General features: G+C 35.6%; 18 protein-coding genes. 9 read left to right on the forward strand and 9 right to left on the reverse strand.

Going from position 1 to position 15,418, the window contains the following annotated elements; translation table 11 throughout:
* Positions 1–260: 260 nt before the first annotated feature.
* Entirely contained in the window at positions 261–800 is a 540-nt protein-coding gene (locus tag AC1DG9_RS13375) for a DUF2892 domain-containing protein (RefSeq protein WP_172659844.1), read from the forward strand.
* A 35-nt stretch (positions 801–835) separates the two neighbouring features.
* Here the strand turns inward: AC1DG9_RS13375 and AC1DG9_RS13380 are convergent, their stop codons facing one another.
* From AC1DG9_RS13380 to AC1DG9_RS13405, 6 genes are all read right to left on the reverse strand, one after another.
* The gene (locus tag AC1DG9_RS13380) at positions 836–1,054 is read right to left on the reverse strand and encodes a hypothetical protein (protein ID WP_172659845.1); all 219 of its coding nucleotides are present in this window, start codon (positions 1,052–1,054) and stop codon (positions 836–838) included.
* 87 nt (positions 1,055–1,141) lie between these two features.
* On the reverse strand, positions 1,142–2,863 hold the full coding sequence (lysS, locus tag AC1DG9_RS13385) for a lysine--tRNA ligase (RefSeq protein ID WP_337716586.1): 1,722 nt from the start codon (positions 2,861–2,863) through the stop codon (positions 1,142–1,144).
* Positions 2,864–2,995: 132 nt separating this feature from the next.
* Positions 2,996–4,909 (reverse strand): AMP-dependent synthetase/ligase, encoded by a 1,914-nt coding sequence (locus tag AC1DG9_RS13390; protein ID WP_172659847.1) that lies wholly within the window; start codon positions 4,907–4,909, stop codon positions 2,996–2,998.
* Between the two features lie 80 nt (positions 4,910–4,989).
* A complete protein-coding gene (locus tag AC1DG9_RS13395; protein ID WP_068892349.1) occupies positions 4,990–5,316 on the reverse strand; it encodes a HesB/IscA family protein in 327 nt (108 codons plus the stop codon).
* A 104-nt stretch (positions 5,317–5,420) separates the two neighbouring features.
* Complete coding sequence (gene iscU, locus AC1DG9_RS13400; protein ID WP_048906625.1) at positions 5,421–5,834, reverse strand: Fe-S cluster assembly scaffold IscU; 414 nt, start codon at positions 5,832–5,834, stop codon at positions 5,421–5,423.
* 65 nt (positions 5,835–5,899) lie between these two features.
* Entirely contained in the window at positions 5,900–7,111 is a 1,212-nt protein-coding gene (locus tag AC1DG9_RS13405) for an IscS subfamily cysteine desulfurase (RefSeq protein ID WP_172659848.1), read from the reverse strand.
* Between the two features lie 125 nt (positions 7,112–7,236).
* Between AC1DG9_RS13405 and mce the strand changes: the two genes are divergently transcribed.
* The 8 genes from mce to AC1DG9_RS13445 all read left to right on the forward strand — a co-directional run bounded on the left by mce (position 7,237) and on the right by AC1DG9_RS13445 (position 12,842).
* Positions 7,237–7,638, forward strand: coding sequence for a methylmalonyl-CoA epimerase (gene mce / locus AC1DG9_RS13410; RefSeq protein WP_288879029.1), 402 nt, complete (start codon positions 7,237–7,239; stop codon positions 7,636–7,638).
* Positions 7,620–7,925: a hypothetical protein gene (locus AC1DG9_RS13415; RefSeq protein WP_246269429.1), complete on the forward strand. Its 306-nt coding sequence runs from the start codon at positions 7,620–7,622 to the stop codon at positions 7,923–7,925. The genes mce and AC1DG9_RS13415 overlap by 19 nt, the downstream gene beginning before the upstream one ends.
* A gap of 84 nt (positions 7,926–8,009) precedes the next feature.
* Positions 8,010–8,258 carry a type B 50S ribosomal protein L31 gene (locus AC1DG9_RS13420; RefSeq protein WP_048906621.1) on the forward strand — a complete coding sequence of 83 codons (249 nt, stop codon included), beginning with the start codon at positions 8,010–8,012 and terminating at the stop codon, positions 8,256–8,258.
* A 72-nt stretch (positions 8,259–8,330) separates the two neighbouring features.
* Positions 8,331–9,503: a GlmU family protein gene (locus tag AC1DG9_RS13425; protein WP_477634738.1), complete on the forward strand. Its 1,173-nt coding sequence runs from the start codon at positions 8,331–8,333 to the stop codon at positions 9,501–9,503.
* Positions 9,504–9,512: 9 nt separating this feature from the next.
* Complete coding sequence (gene tpiA, locus AC1DG9_RS13430; protein ID WP_172659851.1) at positions 9,513–10,274, forward strand: triose-phosphate isomerase; 762 nt, start codon at positions 9,513–9,515, stop codon at positions 10,272–10,274.
* Positions 10,274–11,110 (forward strand): 50S ribosomal protein L11 methyltransferase, encoded by an 837-nt coding sequence (gene prmA / locus AC1DG9_RS13435; RefSeq protein WP_172659852.1) that lies wholly within the window; start codon positions 10,274–10,276, stop codon positions 11,108–11,110. The genes tpiA and prmA overlap by 1 nt, the downstream gene beginning before the upstream one ends.
* Positions 11,111–11,115: 5 nt before the next feature.
* The gene (locus tag AC1DG9_RS13440) at positions 11,116–12,474 is read left to right on the forward strand and encodes a UDP-N-acetylmuramate--L-alanine ligase (RefSeq protein WP_477634739.1); all 1,359 of its coding nucleotides are present in this window, start codon (positions 11,116–11,118) and stop codon (positions 12,472–12,474) included.
* A 38-nt stretch (positions 12,475–12,512) separates the two neighbouring features.
* On the forward strand, positions 12,513–12,842 hold the full coding sequence (locus AC1DG9_RS13445; RefSeq protein WP_048906616.1) for a helix-turn-helix domain-containing protein: 330 nt from the start codon (positions 12,513–12,515) through the stop codon (positions 12,840–12,842).
* Between the two features lie 4 nt (positions 12,843–12,846).
* Here the strand turns inward: AC1DG9_RS13445 and AC1DG9_RS13450 are convergent, their stop codons facing one another.
* From AC1DG9_RS13450 to AC1DG9_RS13460, 3 genes are all read right to left on the reverse strand, one after another.
* Positions 12,847–13,968: a GNAT family N-acetyltransferase gene (locus AC1DG9_RS13450; RefSeq protein WP_288879033.1), complete on the reverse strand. Its 1,122-nt coding sequence runs from the start codon at positions 13,966–13,968 to the stop codon at positions 12,847–12,849.
* Between the two features lie 68 nt (positions 13,969–14,036).
* A complete protein-coding gene (locus AC1DG9_RS13455; protein WP_255327457.1) occupies positions 14,037–14,168 on the reverse strand; it encodes a hypothetical protein in 132 nt (43 codons plus the stop codon).
* Positions 14,169–14,606: 438 nt separating this feature from the next.
* Positions 14,607–15,418, reverse strand: an 812-nt coding sequence (locus AC1DG9_RS13460) for a sensor histidine kinase (RefSeq protein WP_477634740.1), incomplete at its 5' end; no start/stop codon positions are given.

Raw genomic sequence — 15,418 nt, forward strand, 5'->3', positions numbered from 1 at the left:
CCGTGATGCTATAACAACATTTCCAGCATCACGGGTACAGGTATTTAATAGAATGATTTCACCAGTTGAGGAATCTTCTACTTGCTTATTAATATGCTGCGCTGTGGTTTCCATAATTAAAGATTTGTAAATCTATTCATATTTTGAAAATCTTTAAGTAAAATATGAAAGGAACGTCATTTCTTTTTTGCTTAAATTATAATTTTAAATCTGTTTTTTGGTATTTAAACACGATATTTGCAAAAAAATTATAAAAGGATATGCCAAATATAGTTCGTCTTATTTTAGGTTTTGTTGTGTTAGGAGCTTCCATTGCCCTTATGTTCTTCAGTTTTTGGGGCTGGGGTATTTTGGGTATTTTTATAAGTATCCTGATTCTTGTTACATATTTTTATAATGAGAATATGTTGCTTGCTCAGTGGTTTTTAAGAAAAGACAATATGGTTAAGGCCGAAGTGTTCCTAAAGAGAATCACTAATTATGAAAAACAACTGATCAGAGTTCAACAAGGTTACTATAACCTTTTGATTGGTCTTATAGAATCAAGAAAGGCTCCAATGCAGTCTGAAAAATATTTTAAGAAAGCACTTTCTTTAGGTTTGCATATGGACCATAATATTGCCCTGGCCAAATTAAGTTTAGCTGGCATATCAATGGCAAAAAGAAATAAAAGGGAAGCACAAATGTACCTTACAGAAGCAAAAAAGGCAGATAAGAATAAACTGCTTGCTGATCAGATTAAACAAATGAAGGATCAGCTTGGAATGATGGATAGACAACAACAGGTTAGATACAGGTAAAGAAAAAGCTTAAAGCCACATGCAAATGTGGCTTTTTATTTTTCGCTTAATCTGTCAAAGTTTTCATTAGGTTCATAATGCTCTGAATTTCTGCTGATGATATCATCTTCAAGATAATCTTTCTTTCTGCTAAAGAACAATTGCTCTGATTGTATTCTTGTGATCAACTGACGGATCAACGTCAAGTCAAATGCTTCTTTACTTAGTTTTATGCAGTATTCTTTTTCTGTTATTTCAAGGCTTGAACTGTTCATAATTTATCAATTTTAATATGCCCTAAAAATAGAAAAGGCCTGCTAAGTTTTTATGTAGCAGGCCTTTAAGTTTATGTTATCTCTATGTTAAGAAAACCAGGCGGTTACGTCTTCTTTTGAAGGCATGGTTAATTCTAGTTTAAGTTTCTTACGCATTCCTCCAAGATCATTAAAAACCTTGTTGGGGTTAGCACCTTTTAACTCTTCAATTGTATTGATTCCCATTTTTCTAATCACCTGAACCCATTCAGCCGGAACGCCAGCATTTACGAAATCTTCATCGGTAGTTACTTTCGCTTTTTTCTCTGGTCTCATTTGAGGGAAGAACAGCACTTCCTGAATTGTTGACTGGTTAGTCATCAACATTACTAATCTGTCTATTCCTATTCCTAGTCCTGAGGTAGGTGGCATTCCATATTCAAGGGCTCTGATAAAATCATCGTCCATAGCCATTGCCTCATCATCACCTCTCGCTGCTAGTTTCAATTGATCCTCAAAACGTTCTCTTTGATCAATCGGATCATTAAGTTCTGAATAAGCATTGGCAATCTCTTTACCCATTACAAACAATTCAAACCTTTCTACCAGACCTTCTTTGCTTCTGTGTTTTTTAGCAAGTGGAGTCATTTCCAAAGGATAGTCGGTTATATAGGTTGGTTGGATCAGGTTTGCTTCAACTTTCTCGCTAAATAATTCGTCGATAAGTTTCCCACGACCCATTGAATCGTCTATCTCAATATTTAGGCTTTTGCAAGTTTCCTTCAATTCCTCTTCAATCATGTTAGAGACATCTATACCAGTATACTTTTGTATAGACTCATACATGGTCAGTTTTTCATATGGGCCTTCAAAGTTAACCTCATGTTCACCAACCTTTACAATCGGAGATCCGTGAATAGTCACCGCAATCTTTTCAAGACATTCTTCAACCATGGCCATCATCCATATATAGTCTTTATAAGCTACATAGATTTCCATAGAAGTAAATTCAGGATTATGCGTGCGGTCCATACCTTCATTTCTGAACATTTTACCGAATTCATATACACCATCAAATCCTGCTACAATAAGCCTTTTTAGATAAAGCTCGTTAGCTATACGAAGGTATAGCGGCATGTCTAACGTATTATGATGTGTGGTAAAAGGACGTGCAGCGGCACCACCATGGATAGGCTGTAATATCGGGGTCTCTACTTCCATCCAGCCCTGATCATCAAAATAACTTCTCATAGTGTTGATCACCTTAGAGCGGTTGATGAAGATCTGTTTAAAACCAGGATTTACAGTTAAATCAACATAGCGTTGTCTGTAGCGTAATTCAGGATCAGTAAACCCATCATATATATTACCTTCTTCATCGCGTTTAACTATGGGTAAAGGTTTTAAGGCTTTAGAAAGGAGTTTAAACTCAGTAACGTGAATAGAAATCTCACCGGTTTGAGTGGTGAAAACATAACCTTTAACACCTATAAAATCTCCAAGATCAAGCAGTTTTTTGAAAACGGTATTGTAAAGCGTCTTGTCTTCATCCGGACAAAGATCATCTCTTTTTAAATAAACTTGTATTCTTCCTGTAGAGTCTTGTATTTCGACAAATGAAGCACTTCCCATAATACGGCGGGTCATTATCCTGCCGGCTATGCTGATGTTCTTATATGCAGTTTTATCCCGCTCGTAGTTTGCTAAAATATCTGCAGCATTTGCATTTATTTCAAATGCTTCGGCAGGGTAGGGATTTATCCCTAATTCACGCAATTGATTTAGTGAATTACGGCGCAATAATTCTAATTCTGATAGTCCTGTACTCATATATCTCTTGTATCCGGCATTAAGCCGTATAGTTTTATTTGTATTGTATTTTTAAAATTATGCAAAAATAGGTATTTGCAACATTTTTTGTCTGTATTAAATGGGAATATTCAGTACCAACAACAATATATATTAATCTGACTCAACAGACTCCGTATACATTTCGTTGATAGTTTCTGCATATTTTTTTTCAAGAACTTTCCTTTTGGCTTTTAAAGTTGGTGTTATTTCGCCCTCCTCAATACTAAAGGGATTACGTTTAACTTTAAAATTCTTAATCCTTTCAAATTTTGCAAGTTCCGCTGAAAACTTTTTAATATCCTGACCTATCCAGTCTATAATTTCTTTTTCCGCTATAAAAAGCTCTGGCTTTTGAAAAAATGACTCAGGAAGTTTAAATGTTTCCTGAAGGTTCTCTTTATTTGGGATAATGATTGCTGTCAGGTATTCCCTTTTATCGCCAATTAAAAATAATTGATCTATTTTAAGACTTTTAAGATAGATGTTTTCTACCGGAGTAGGATAAACATTCTTCCCATAAGCATTTACAATCATGTTTTTTAACCTGTCCGTGATTTGTAGATTACCTCGGTAAAATCTGCCGATATCACCTGTGTGAAACCAATTGTGTTTGTCAATAGCTTCGGCGGTTTCAGCTGGTTTATTGAAGTAACCCTGCATAACACAGTGACCACGAACTATTATTTCTCCTTCTGCACACTCAAAATTGGGGTCAAAAGATTCATGTGTTTGAATGTTGATCATTTCCTTGGTTTCTACATCCTGTATGCCGATTTCAATACCAGGAATTACGCGTCCAACTGTGCCATAAACCTGCCTGTGATATTCTGTAACAGACATAACCGGCGAGGTTTCTGTCAGTCCAAATCCTTCAAGTATTTTGATATCAAGATTTCCAAAAAATTCGCCCACGTTTTTAGGTAATGCAGCCCCGCCCGAGATCATAAATTTTAATCTGCCCCCTGTTTTCTCCTTTATTTTACTGAAAACAAGTTTCTCGGCTATTGAACGCTTTGTTGAGAGAAAGATGCCGGGTGATCTGCCTGCTTCTTTTTCCTGACGATAGTTCTTGCCTGTTTCCAGGGCCCAAAGAAAGATTTTAGATTTTAATCCACCTCCAGCAGTACCACTTTTTATAGCTTTGTCATGAATCCTTTCTAATAGTCTGGGAACACAATTCATTACAGTGGGCCTTATCTCACCCATATTTTTTGCCAATAACTCTAAACTTTGGGCGAAGGCAATTTTACAGCCCTGTGCACAACAAACATGATAGGTCGCAGTACGCTCAAAAACATGTGATAAAGGTAGAAATGATAAGAATGTTTCAGTCTCATCAATAACAGGAATCTGTTGTAAACAAACCTTAACGTTTTCAACGAAATTACTATGAGAAAGCATTACACCCTTAGGAGTACCGGTAGTGCCAGAAGTATAAATCAATGCCGAAATATCTGAAGGGGTAAGTGCATCCCTAAGAACTTTTATTTCTGCTAATTTGTCCGTAGTGAGATTGCTTTTAGTATTAAGAACTTCCTCAAAACTTATAATTTCTACATTCAGGTCTTCTGGTACGGTCACTTTTGTGTATTCTGAAAAAGCGGGTATGATATATTTTAACTGCCGGCAGTTGCCTGCAATTTTCAGTATTTTCTTGTATAAGAAGGTATTCCCAATTAAGATAGCTTTGATACCTGAATCATTAATGATATACTCTACCTCATGCTCGGATAGGGTAGGATATATAGATGTATTAATGGCTCCGATTTGTTGTATTCCCTGGTCATAGTAAACATACTCAGGAGAGTTCTCTATCATTAGACCCATTCTGTCACCTTTTTTTATCCCTTTGTTTAAAAAGAATGTTGAAACCGCATCCGCATTATCGAGCGTCTCTTTGAAAGATATTTCCTCCCACTCCGTAGTCTTTTTATCTATAAGGAAGGTCTCTTCTGGTTTATGAATGTTTTCAACTACATTTCGCAGTAAACTGGGAACTGTAGCCGACTCGTTGAATGATACCATATTATATGATTGGTTAGCTTGTTATAGCATAATAAAAAAGGGCGCTAAAAGCGCCCTCTACAAATATAGTGAAATGTATGTTAAACAGAAAAACTCTCTCCACAACCGCAGGAACGGCTGGCATTTGGGTTGTTGAAATTAAAGCCTTTTCCATTTAAACCATCAGAAAAATCAAGTTCAGTGCCTGCCAGGTATAAAAAAGATTTCATATCCAGAGCTATTTTAATTCCTCTGTCTTCAAAAAACTGATCTCCCTTTTGTTCTTCGTTATCAAAATCTAGGTTATAGGATAAACCTGAACAGCCACCACCTTTAACTGAAACGCGTAAGAAATAGCTGCTATCCATATGCGCATCTTGCATAAGGTGATCAATTTTGCTCTTTGCTTTATCTGTTATCGTGATCATGTCTTAATAGTATTAATTCTAATAATGGTATTCAAAATGTATACCAAATTACACTCATTTTAGTTAAACATTGTAGCTTATATGGCTACATCTGTAATATTTACCTAGTGATGAGATTTAGCCAATTCAAATGGCGCCATACCGTTTTTAACACGATAATCGTTAATTGCTGATTTAATAGCATCCTCTGCCAATACTGAACAGTGAATTTTTACCGGAGGTAAAGCCAGTTCTTCCACAATATCCATATTGTCAATAGTTAATGCTTCATCAACTGTTTTTCCTTTTAACCATTCGGTTGCAAGTGAAGACGATGCAATTGCAGACCCACATCCAAATGTTTTGAATTTAGCATCTGTAATTACGTTGTTTTCATCAACCTCAATTTGCAAACGCATTACGTCGCCGCACTCAGGTGCACCAACTAGGCCTGTGCCAACTGATTTACTATCTTTATCTAAAGTACCAACATTTCTAGGGTTGGTATAATGTTCCATTACTTTTTCTGAATATGCCATTTTATTTTACTTTAAATCTCTGTTAATAGAGATGATTTATATTTTTATTAATTAAGGGGCTATTATTAATGTTCAGCCCACTCAATTTTACTTAAGTCTATACCTTCTTTGAACATTTCCCAAAGTGGAGAAAGGTCTCTAAGGTGATTAACTGCTTTTTTAGTGTTTTCGATTGCGTAATCAATTTCTTCTTCAGTTGTAAAACGACCTAAACCGAAACGGATAGAAGAGTGTGCAAGATCATCAGATAGTCCAAGGCTCTTTAAAACGTATGAAGGTTCTAAAGAAGCTGAAGTACATGCTGAACCTGATGATACAGCAAGATCTTTCATTGCCATCATTAAGCCTTCCCCTTCAACATATTTAAATGAAATATTTGCAACATGCGGTAAACGGTGGTTTACATTTCCATTTACATAGCTTTCTTCGAGTTGAGTAAGCGCAGTTTCAAGTTTATCTCTTAAACCAGACAAGCGTTTTGCTTCACTATCCATCTCTAAACGGCAAAGTTCACAAGCTTTACCTAAGCCAACAATACCAGGTACGTTTAATGTTCCAGAACGCATACCGCGTTCGTGACCACCACCGTCCATTTGTGCTGTTACCTTAACTCTTGGGTTTTTGCGACGTACATAAAGCACACCTACACCTTTAGGACCGTACATTTTATGGGCAGAAAATGCCATTAAATCAATACCATCTGCGTTTACATCAACTGGGATTTTACCAACCGCCTGTGTAGCATCTGTCATGAATAAAGCACCGTGTTTATGAGCAATTGCCGATATTTCTTTGATTGGTTGAACAACACCTATCTCATTGTTTCCATACATAATGGTTACAAGAATAGTTTGATCGGTCATTGCTGCTTCAAGTTCCTGAAGATCGATAAGACCGTCTTCTTTAACTTTAAGATAAGTAACTCTTGCACCTGCTTTTTCCAGATGTTTACAAGTATCTAAAACAGCTTTGTGTTCTGTTGTTGCAGTAATGATATGATTACCTTTATCCTGATACATCTCGAAAACACCTTTTATACCCAGATTGTCTGCTTCTGTAGCACCCGAAGTAAAAATGATTTCTTTTTCTGTACAGCCAATTAATTTGGCTACTTGTTCACGAGAGTAATCAACAGCTTCTTCAGCAACCCATCCAAAGGCGTGATTACGGCTGGCAGCGTTACCAAACTTGTTTGTAAAATAAGGTAGCATTGCTTCTAAAACCCTAGGATCTAGAGGGGTAGTGGCATTATTATCTAAGTAAATAGGAAGTTCCATCGTTTTTGTTTATTCTTATTAATAGACAAAGATACGAAAAAAGATTACCAACAATTATAATTAATACCTATGACGGTATAGTTAAAACTTGCATTTTTACATTTGTTTAACGTATTAATTCATTTATGAAGAAGATTGAGCATATTGGCATCGCAGTAAAAGATCTTGATTTTTCCTGTGGTTTGTACGAAAGGCTATTGGGAACTTCTTGTTATAAGAAGGAAGAAGTAGCCTCCGAAAGTGTGAATACAGCCTTCTTTAAAACAGGAGAAAGTAAGATTGAGTTGCTTGCGGCTACTTCTGAAAATAGCCCAATTGCCAGATTTCTTGACAAGAAGGGAGAGGGGATACATCATATTGCATTTGAAGTAGATAACATTGTGTTGGAGATGGAAAGATTAAAATTAGAAGGCTTTGTATTGCTTAACGAGCAACCAAAGCCAGGAGCTGATAATAAACTGGTATGTTTTGTACATCCAAAGGGTATCAATGGGGTTTTGGTTGAATTATGTCAGGAAGTGAAATGATGGATGAGTTAACTTCCCTAAGTAATATTATTAATAAGGATTTTGATATTGATAACCTGGCCACTGAAGCTTTAATGCGAGAACGGCTGATTGAGGCATTTGCATACTTGTTGGATAATGATATCTCTAAAATGATGAATATTTTATATAGGACTGATGTTGATGAAGTTAAACTAAAGGCCTTATTGATTAGTAACTCTGAATTGCCCTCAGCAGAAGTGATTGCTGACGCTTATATTGCGAGACAAAAGCAGAAAATCGAAACCCGTAAAAAGTATAGTAGATAATTTTTCCACACTTATTTGTTTCTAAAAAATAAAATCACGATATTTGCATCCTTAAAAATAAGCGACACATAAGTATATAACAATATGAAAAAAGATCTGCATCCATCAAACTATAGATTTGTAGTATTTAAAGATATGTCTAACGAGTACTCTTTTTTAACAAAATCTTGTGTAGATACTAAAGAGACTGTTCAATGGGAAGATGGTAATGAATATCCTCTATATAAATTGGAGATTTCTCATACTTCTCACCCTTTTTATACTGGTAAGATGAAATTGGTTGATACTGCTGGTCGTATCGATAAATTCAAAACTCGTTACGCTAAGAAGTAATTATACCAAAATAAAAAATTATTTTAAAGTCCCGGTGCTGTTGCTTCGGGACTTTTTTTATTTTTGTCGCTTATGATAATCAATTTATTTGATGATAGTGCGTGGAAGTCTCTGCGACCGCTATCTTTCACACGGCCAGTTGCAGATCTCCGTATCGGGATTTTAACTATTGCCCAAAAATGGGAAAAGTACTTAAATGCCGAATCTGGATTTTTAACAATAGCTTACCTTGCAGTAAAATATCCTTTATTATCTGGTGCCGAATTATTTATCAATGGATCTATATGTCCGGATGAAGGCTTGTTAAATGCGATATCTAATCTGAAACATGGCGAGTGCTTAAAGAAACAAGATGTTGTCATTGCATATAAAATTAATACTGCCGATTTTGATACTCATACCCTGGATAAACTGCAAACTATAGCTTATTCTGATAATTTCATCAGGATTGCTGTTCCAGAGGATATTTTTAAGTACAATGATACTGAACTAAGAAAAGATTTTGCATTACTTACCAAAGGGAGGACTTCCGCAAAATTAAGTTCAACCAATACATTTATTGGCGATAATATTTTTGTAGAAGAGGGCGCCGAAGCGGAATGTTCATCCTTCAATAGTTYAAACGGACCTATTTATCTTGGAAAAAATGCCCAGGTGTGGGAAGGTTGCCATATAAGAGGTTCTTTTGCCTTATGTAATGATTCTCAAATTAAGATGGGCGCAAAAATTTATGGGCAAACCACTATTGGACCTTATAGCAGGGTAGGCGGAGAAATTAATAATGCTGTCATTTGGGGTTACTCATCAAAAGGCCATGAAGGATATTTAGGGAACGCAGTTATGGGGCAATGGTGTAATATTGGTGCCGACAGTAACAACTCTAACCTTAAAAATAACTATGCAGAGGTGAGGTTATGGGATTATGAAAAAGAAAGCTTTCGTGAAACAGGATTACAGTTTTGTGGTTTAATTATGGCCGACCATGCTAAATGCGGTATCAATACCATGTTTAATACAGGTACTGTGGCTGGTGTAAGCGCTAATATTTTTGGCCCAGGTTTTCCCAGGAATTTTATACCAGATTTTGCATGGGGCGGAGCTCAGGGGTTTGATGTATACAGCTTAAACAAAATGTTTGAAACCGCCACTAAGGTTTACGAGCGCAGGAATTTAGAATTTAACAAAATAGAACAAGACATTTTAACTCAGGTTTTTGAAGATACAAAGACCTATAGACATTTTTAATTAAAGATTATGAGAAAAAAAATAGTAGCCGGAAATTGGAAAATGAATTTGGATTATGCTGAAGGCATATCCTTGTTTTCAGAAATTGTTAATATGGTTAAAGATGAAAAAAAAGGTGACCAGTTAGCTGTTATCTGTGCTCCATATATTCATTTAAACAGCTTAGCCAAGCTTGGTGGCGACGTGGTAGGTATCGGTGCAGAAAACTGTCATGAAAAAGAAAGCGGTGCCTATACTGGCGAAATTTCAGCTAAAATGATAAAATCTGTAGGCTGTGGGTATGTAATCGTTGGCCATTCGGAGAGACGCCAGTATTTTGGCGAAAGTGACCAATTGTTAGCGCAAAAAACAGTCGCTGTATTACAAAATGATTTAACTCCTATTTTCTGTATTGGTGAAACGCTTGAAGAGAGAAATAACGGAAGCTATTTTGAAGTTTTAAAATCTCAATTAGAGAATGGAATCTTTGGCTTAAGTGCTGCTGATTTCTCTAAAGTTGTGATCGCATATGAGCCTGTATGGGCTATTGGAACTGGCTTAACTGCATCGTCTGATCAGGCTCAGGAAGTTCATGCTTTTATCCGTAAAGAAATTGCTGCTAAATATGATCAGGCAACTGCTGATAATACCAGCATACTTTATGGAGGTAGCTGTAATCCAAAAAATGCGGCAGAATTGTTTGCTCAAAATGATATTGATGGTGGTTTAATTGGTGGTGCTTCTTTAAAATCAAGAGATTTTGTAGACATCGTTAAAACTTTCAATTCTTAATGCAATATATACAGGTTACTTTCAGCTTCACTGAGGTTCAGGAATATCAAAAAGATTTATTGATTGACGAACTTGCAAACATAGGTTATAATACTTTTGAGGATACATCTGATGGGTTCGATGCTTTTGTAGGGCTTGACCATTATAATGAGCAGGCTTTAAAAGAAGTTATGGCTCAGTTCGAAGGTGAACTTAAGTATACCTATACATTAGCAGAGATCGCAGCAGAAAACTGGAATGAAGAATGGGAAAAGAATTTTGAACCATTAATTATTGATGATCAGTGTTATGTCAGGGCTACTTTTCATCAGCCACAACCTCAGTATAAATACGAGATAGTGATTGATCCGAAAATGGCTTTTGGTACTGGTCATCATCAAACTACAACCATGATGATGCAATATATCTTATCTACCGATGTTGAAGATCAGATCATATTGGACATGGGATGTGGAACTGGAATATTAGCCATTTTAGCTTCTAAAAGAGGAGCTAAAATGCTAACTGCAATAGATAACGATGATGTTTGCTATGAAAGTACACTGGAAAACTCAGCCCTAAATAACATCACAAATATTACAGCACTGTGTGGTGGGAAAGAAGTGATTCCTAACACCTCATTTGATGTTATTCTTGCAAACATAAACAGGAATATCCTTCTTGATCAGATTTCAAGATATGATGAAATACTAAAAGAAGGCGGAAGCATTTTCTTCAGCGGATTTTACGAATCTCCCGATCTTGAAATGATAACCGAAACTTGCAAAGAGTTTGGTATCAATTATGTTAGTCATAAAAAGATTGGTGAATGGGTAGCTGCCCACTTTAAAAAATAAAACAAATGCGTATACATTTTATCGCCATAGGTGGCAGTGCTATGCACAATCTTGCCATTGCTTTACATAAAAAAGGCTATCAGGTTACCGGCTCTGATGATGTCATCTTTGAACCTTCAAGCAGCAGGTTGGAAAAGCATGGGATTCTACCTAAATCTATGGGTTGGAGCGAAGATAATATTACAGAAGACCTGGACGCAGTTATTCTGGGTATGCATGCGCTTGTGGATAATCCTGAGTTATTAAAAGCGCAGAAATTAGGCTTAAAGATATATTCTTATCCGGAGTATATTTATGAGCAAACAAAAGATAAACTTCGTGCGGTAATCGGTGGAAGTCATGGTAAAACAACAATTACCTCCATGATATTACATGTTCTGAACCATTACAAAAGGGATTTTGACTATCTGGTTGGAGCACAATTGGCAGGATTTGATACCATGGTCAAGGTCACAGATTCAGCTCCTCTGATTGTTATTGAGGGAGACGAGTATTTGGCCTCACCAATTGATCGCCGGCCAAAGTTTCATCTATATAAAGCAAATATTGCGGTGATTAGCGGAATTGCGTGGGATCATATTAATGTATTTCCTACTTATCAGGATTATACCAGACAGTTTGAACTTTTTATAGATACAATTCAACCTGATGGGAAACTAATTTTCTGTAATAAAGACAATGACCTTAACACTATAGTCGAAAATTCAAATGCTCCGATTGAAAAGATTGGGTATGGAATTCCAGATCATGAAGTAAAAGATGGTWTAACTTATCTGCTGCCTGACGAAACTGCATTAAAAGTATTTGGAGATCATAATTTAATGAATCTTAATGCGGCAAAATTAGTATGCAAGCAATTGGGTATCTCTGAGGACGAGTTTAACAAGGCAATAGCTTCCTTTACTGGTGCGGCAAAGAGATTAGAACTTTTAAATAGCTCGAATGAAACAAATGTATATAAAGACTTTGCTCATTCGCCGTCAAAGTTAAAAGCAACGATCGAAGCGGTGAAAACTCAGTTTGCTACACGAAAATTAATTGCCTGTATAGAGTTGCATACGTTTAGCAGTTTGAATAAAAATTTTCTTGCTCAATATGCAAACACTATGTGTAATGCAGATGTTGCAATTGTTTACATTGATGAAAAAACATTTGTGCATAAGAAAATGCAACCATTTACAAAAGAAGAGGTACAAATGGCGTTTAACGACGATAAACTGCAGTTTTTTAATGACTTTACTTTATTGGAAAGTTACTTGCGAAGCATAAATTTTTACCGTACTAACTTGTTATTAATGAGTTCTGGAAATTTTGGTGGACTAGATCTTACGAAATTGGCACGTGAGTTGAATACAGTATCCTAAAAAGAACAAACAACAAATAGTACACCTAAATTTTAAACATGAATATCATTGGTAAAAACATTAGACAGCTACGCCAAAAAAATGGCTGGAGTCAAGGTGAAGTAGCAAAGCGTCTAAATATTTCCATCCCTGCATTTTCAAAAATCGAAACTGGTATCACTGATATAAACATATCGAGATTAGCGCAAATAGCGAATCTGTTCGAGGTTTCTACTATGGATATTATTTCAAAAGAGGGTGAAAATCCTCAATCGCTTAATTTTGAAGAAATCAACAGCTTAAAAGATAAACTTTCTCAAAGAGAAGAAGAAATCATTAAGCTGCAAAAAAAGGTTATTGACCTTTACGAAGAAATTCGCGAGAAATAAATCCCTAAAAGAAAATTTTACGCATGGTCAGGTGTCGCTTTCCAAAAGTGGCACCTGTTGCTTGGTGAATTGATAGCATCTTATCATTAAAATCACCTACCCACGACAATTCCAGTTCATCATACTGATTAAGTGGTAAAACATATTCCTTTAGTTTTATAAAAAGTGCAGACTCTAACCCGTGTTTTTGATAGGACTTTTTTGTACCCATTACAATAGCCCGCATTCTGTTTACACCTAGCCAGCGCTTATAAACAAACTTTAACTTTTCAATTATTCCAAGCTTACCATTAAAGCCTTTAATCATCTGGTTGGCATCTGGTATAATAACTACAAAAGAAGCAGGCTCTCCGTTCACGTAGGCAAACCAAATTAGTTTTTCATCCATTATAGCTTCCATCATTTTGAAGCTTTCCTGTAGTGTCTCCTTTTTTATTGGCACAAAGTTTTCGAAGTCTTCCCAGCCGTCATTATAGATCTCCATAAGATCCTGAACATATTTTTCTGCATTCTTTTTAGAGAAATGTTCAAATGTATATCCGGGTTTGTTTGCAACCCAATTAGCAATTTTTGTGAAACGCTCTGGAAATGGATTTCTTACCGCAAGGTGATTGGTTATTTGCTCGTATTCAGTAGTGAATCCGTATTCCTTAAAGAAGTCATGATAGTAGGGGTGGTTATAATTCATGCCAAAAGAAGGTGGAGTAAAACCCTCAACCAGTAATCCCCAGAATGAATCGTTTTCACCAAAGTTTATTGGGCCATCCATAGCCTTCATGCCATTTTCCTCGAGCCACAATTTGGCTGTGTCAAATAGTTTAAAAGCTGCGGTTTGATCATTTATGCATTCAAAGAAACCCATGCCCCCGGTGGGTTGATCGTATTGAAAAGCTTTTTTCTCATTTATAAATGCAGCCACTCTTCCTATTGTTTGGCCTTTATTATCTTTTAACAACCATCTTTGGCACTTCCCGTGTTTAAAGAAAGGATTCTTATCAGGGTTAAATATTGTATTTATATCCTGGTCTAGCGGACAAATCCAGTTTTTATCATTTTGATAAATAAAACGGGCAACTTCCAAAAAATCTTTACTGGTTTGTTTATCAGATACAGGTACAATTGTCATGCTTGATGATTGGGATAAAATAAAAAGCATCCCAATGGGATGCTCATAAACTATTATATTTTTAGTTACTAGTAGTCGTCATCGTCGTCGTCCGAACCAAAACTATCAAAAGTATCCAGATCATCTAATGGCATATCAAAATCGTCATCATCATCGTCATACTTTTTCTTCGTAGTAATTTCGTCTTGCGAATCTTCCATCTCAGCTTCTGGATCCACTAATGGACTTTTCTTAATTGGTTTCTTTGGAGTTTTCATTACAAAAAATATAATTCCCTAAGGTTTTTATTTATGAGTTAAATTTACAGAAAATCTTTTTAAATCAAAAGAACGATGTTTTTTAAAGTTTTTCTGTATCTCAAAAGTAAGATAAATAGAAATTCCACAACGAATTTTTTTTAAAAAAAATTAAGGCAAAAAAAAATGGTAAAGCTATGAACTTTACCATTTTTTAACACACAAATGAAACCTGAATTGAGATATAGTTTTAGGTTAGGTAAAATATCTTTGATCAATTCTATAAGAACGCTTTTTACAAACTCTGTTTGTTTTAATATCTATAACAAGTTTAATGCAAATTTTAAGATGATTAATTTTTAATTAGTAAGTGGTATGAAAAATTGAGTAAACGGTATTTTACTACTTTAAGGGAATGGCAATTGACACGAATGTGCCCGAATTACCATTTTGTTTTATCTCCATTTGTATAGGATTTACTTCAACCCTATTTAAAAGATTAATACGTTCCCGTGTTAAATCCATGCCTTTACTTACGTGATGTCCCTTTTTATCTCTCAAAGAATTGTCTATACCTATACCATCATCAATAATTTGGATCAACAAATGTTCAGTCCCTATTAAATCTATATGTATGTCAATTTTACCACCCTCTTCCTTAGGCATTATTCCATGCCATATGGCATTTTCTATATATGGTTGAAGCAGCATAGAAGGGATTAAGGTTTCTTCTTTATCTATTGCCTTATTTAGCGTAATGGTATAATTCAATTTGCCTCCAAATCGCTTCTTTTCTAAACTGAGGTAAAGCTCCAGGTATTCAATTTCTTCTTCAAGCGTTATATAGCTTTTTGTACAAATTTCCAGATTCTTCCTGATCAGTCTGGCAAAACCAGTTAATATTTTGTTTGCCGAGGTGGTATCTTTTGTGTTTATATAATGTTGTATTGAGTTCATTACATTAAAAACAAAGTGCGGGTTCATCATTGCCTGTAAAGCCCGTTGCTCCAACATCAAAATTTTATTCTTTAACAATAGCTGCTCTTGTTCTTTGTTTTTTCGTCTTTTAGTTACAAAAACCGCTACTTTATAAAATATAAAGCCTGCAAGTAAGAATGTGATTATAAGAAACCACGGCGTTTGCCAAAAATGACTTCTTAGAACGAAGTTGATCTTGGTTGGACTGCTCCAATCACTATTATTGGTTTTGGCAC

Source organism: Pedobacter sp. 05L430 (assembly GCF_056397585.1).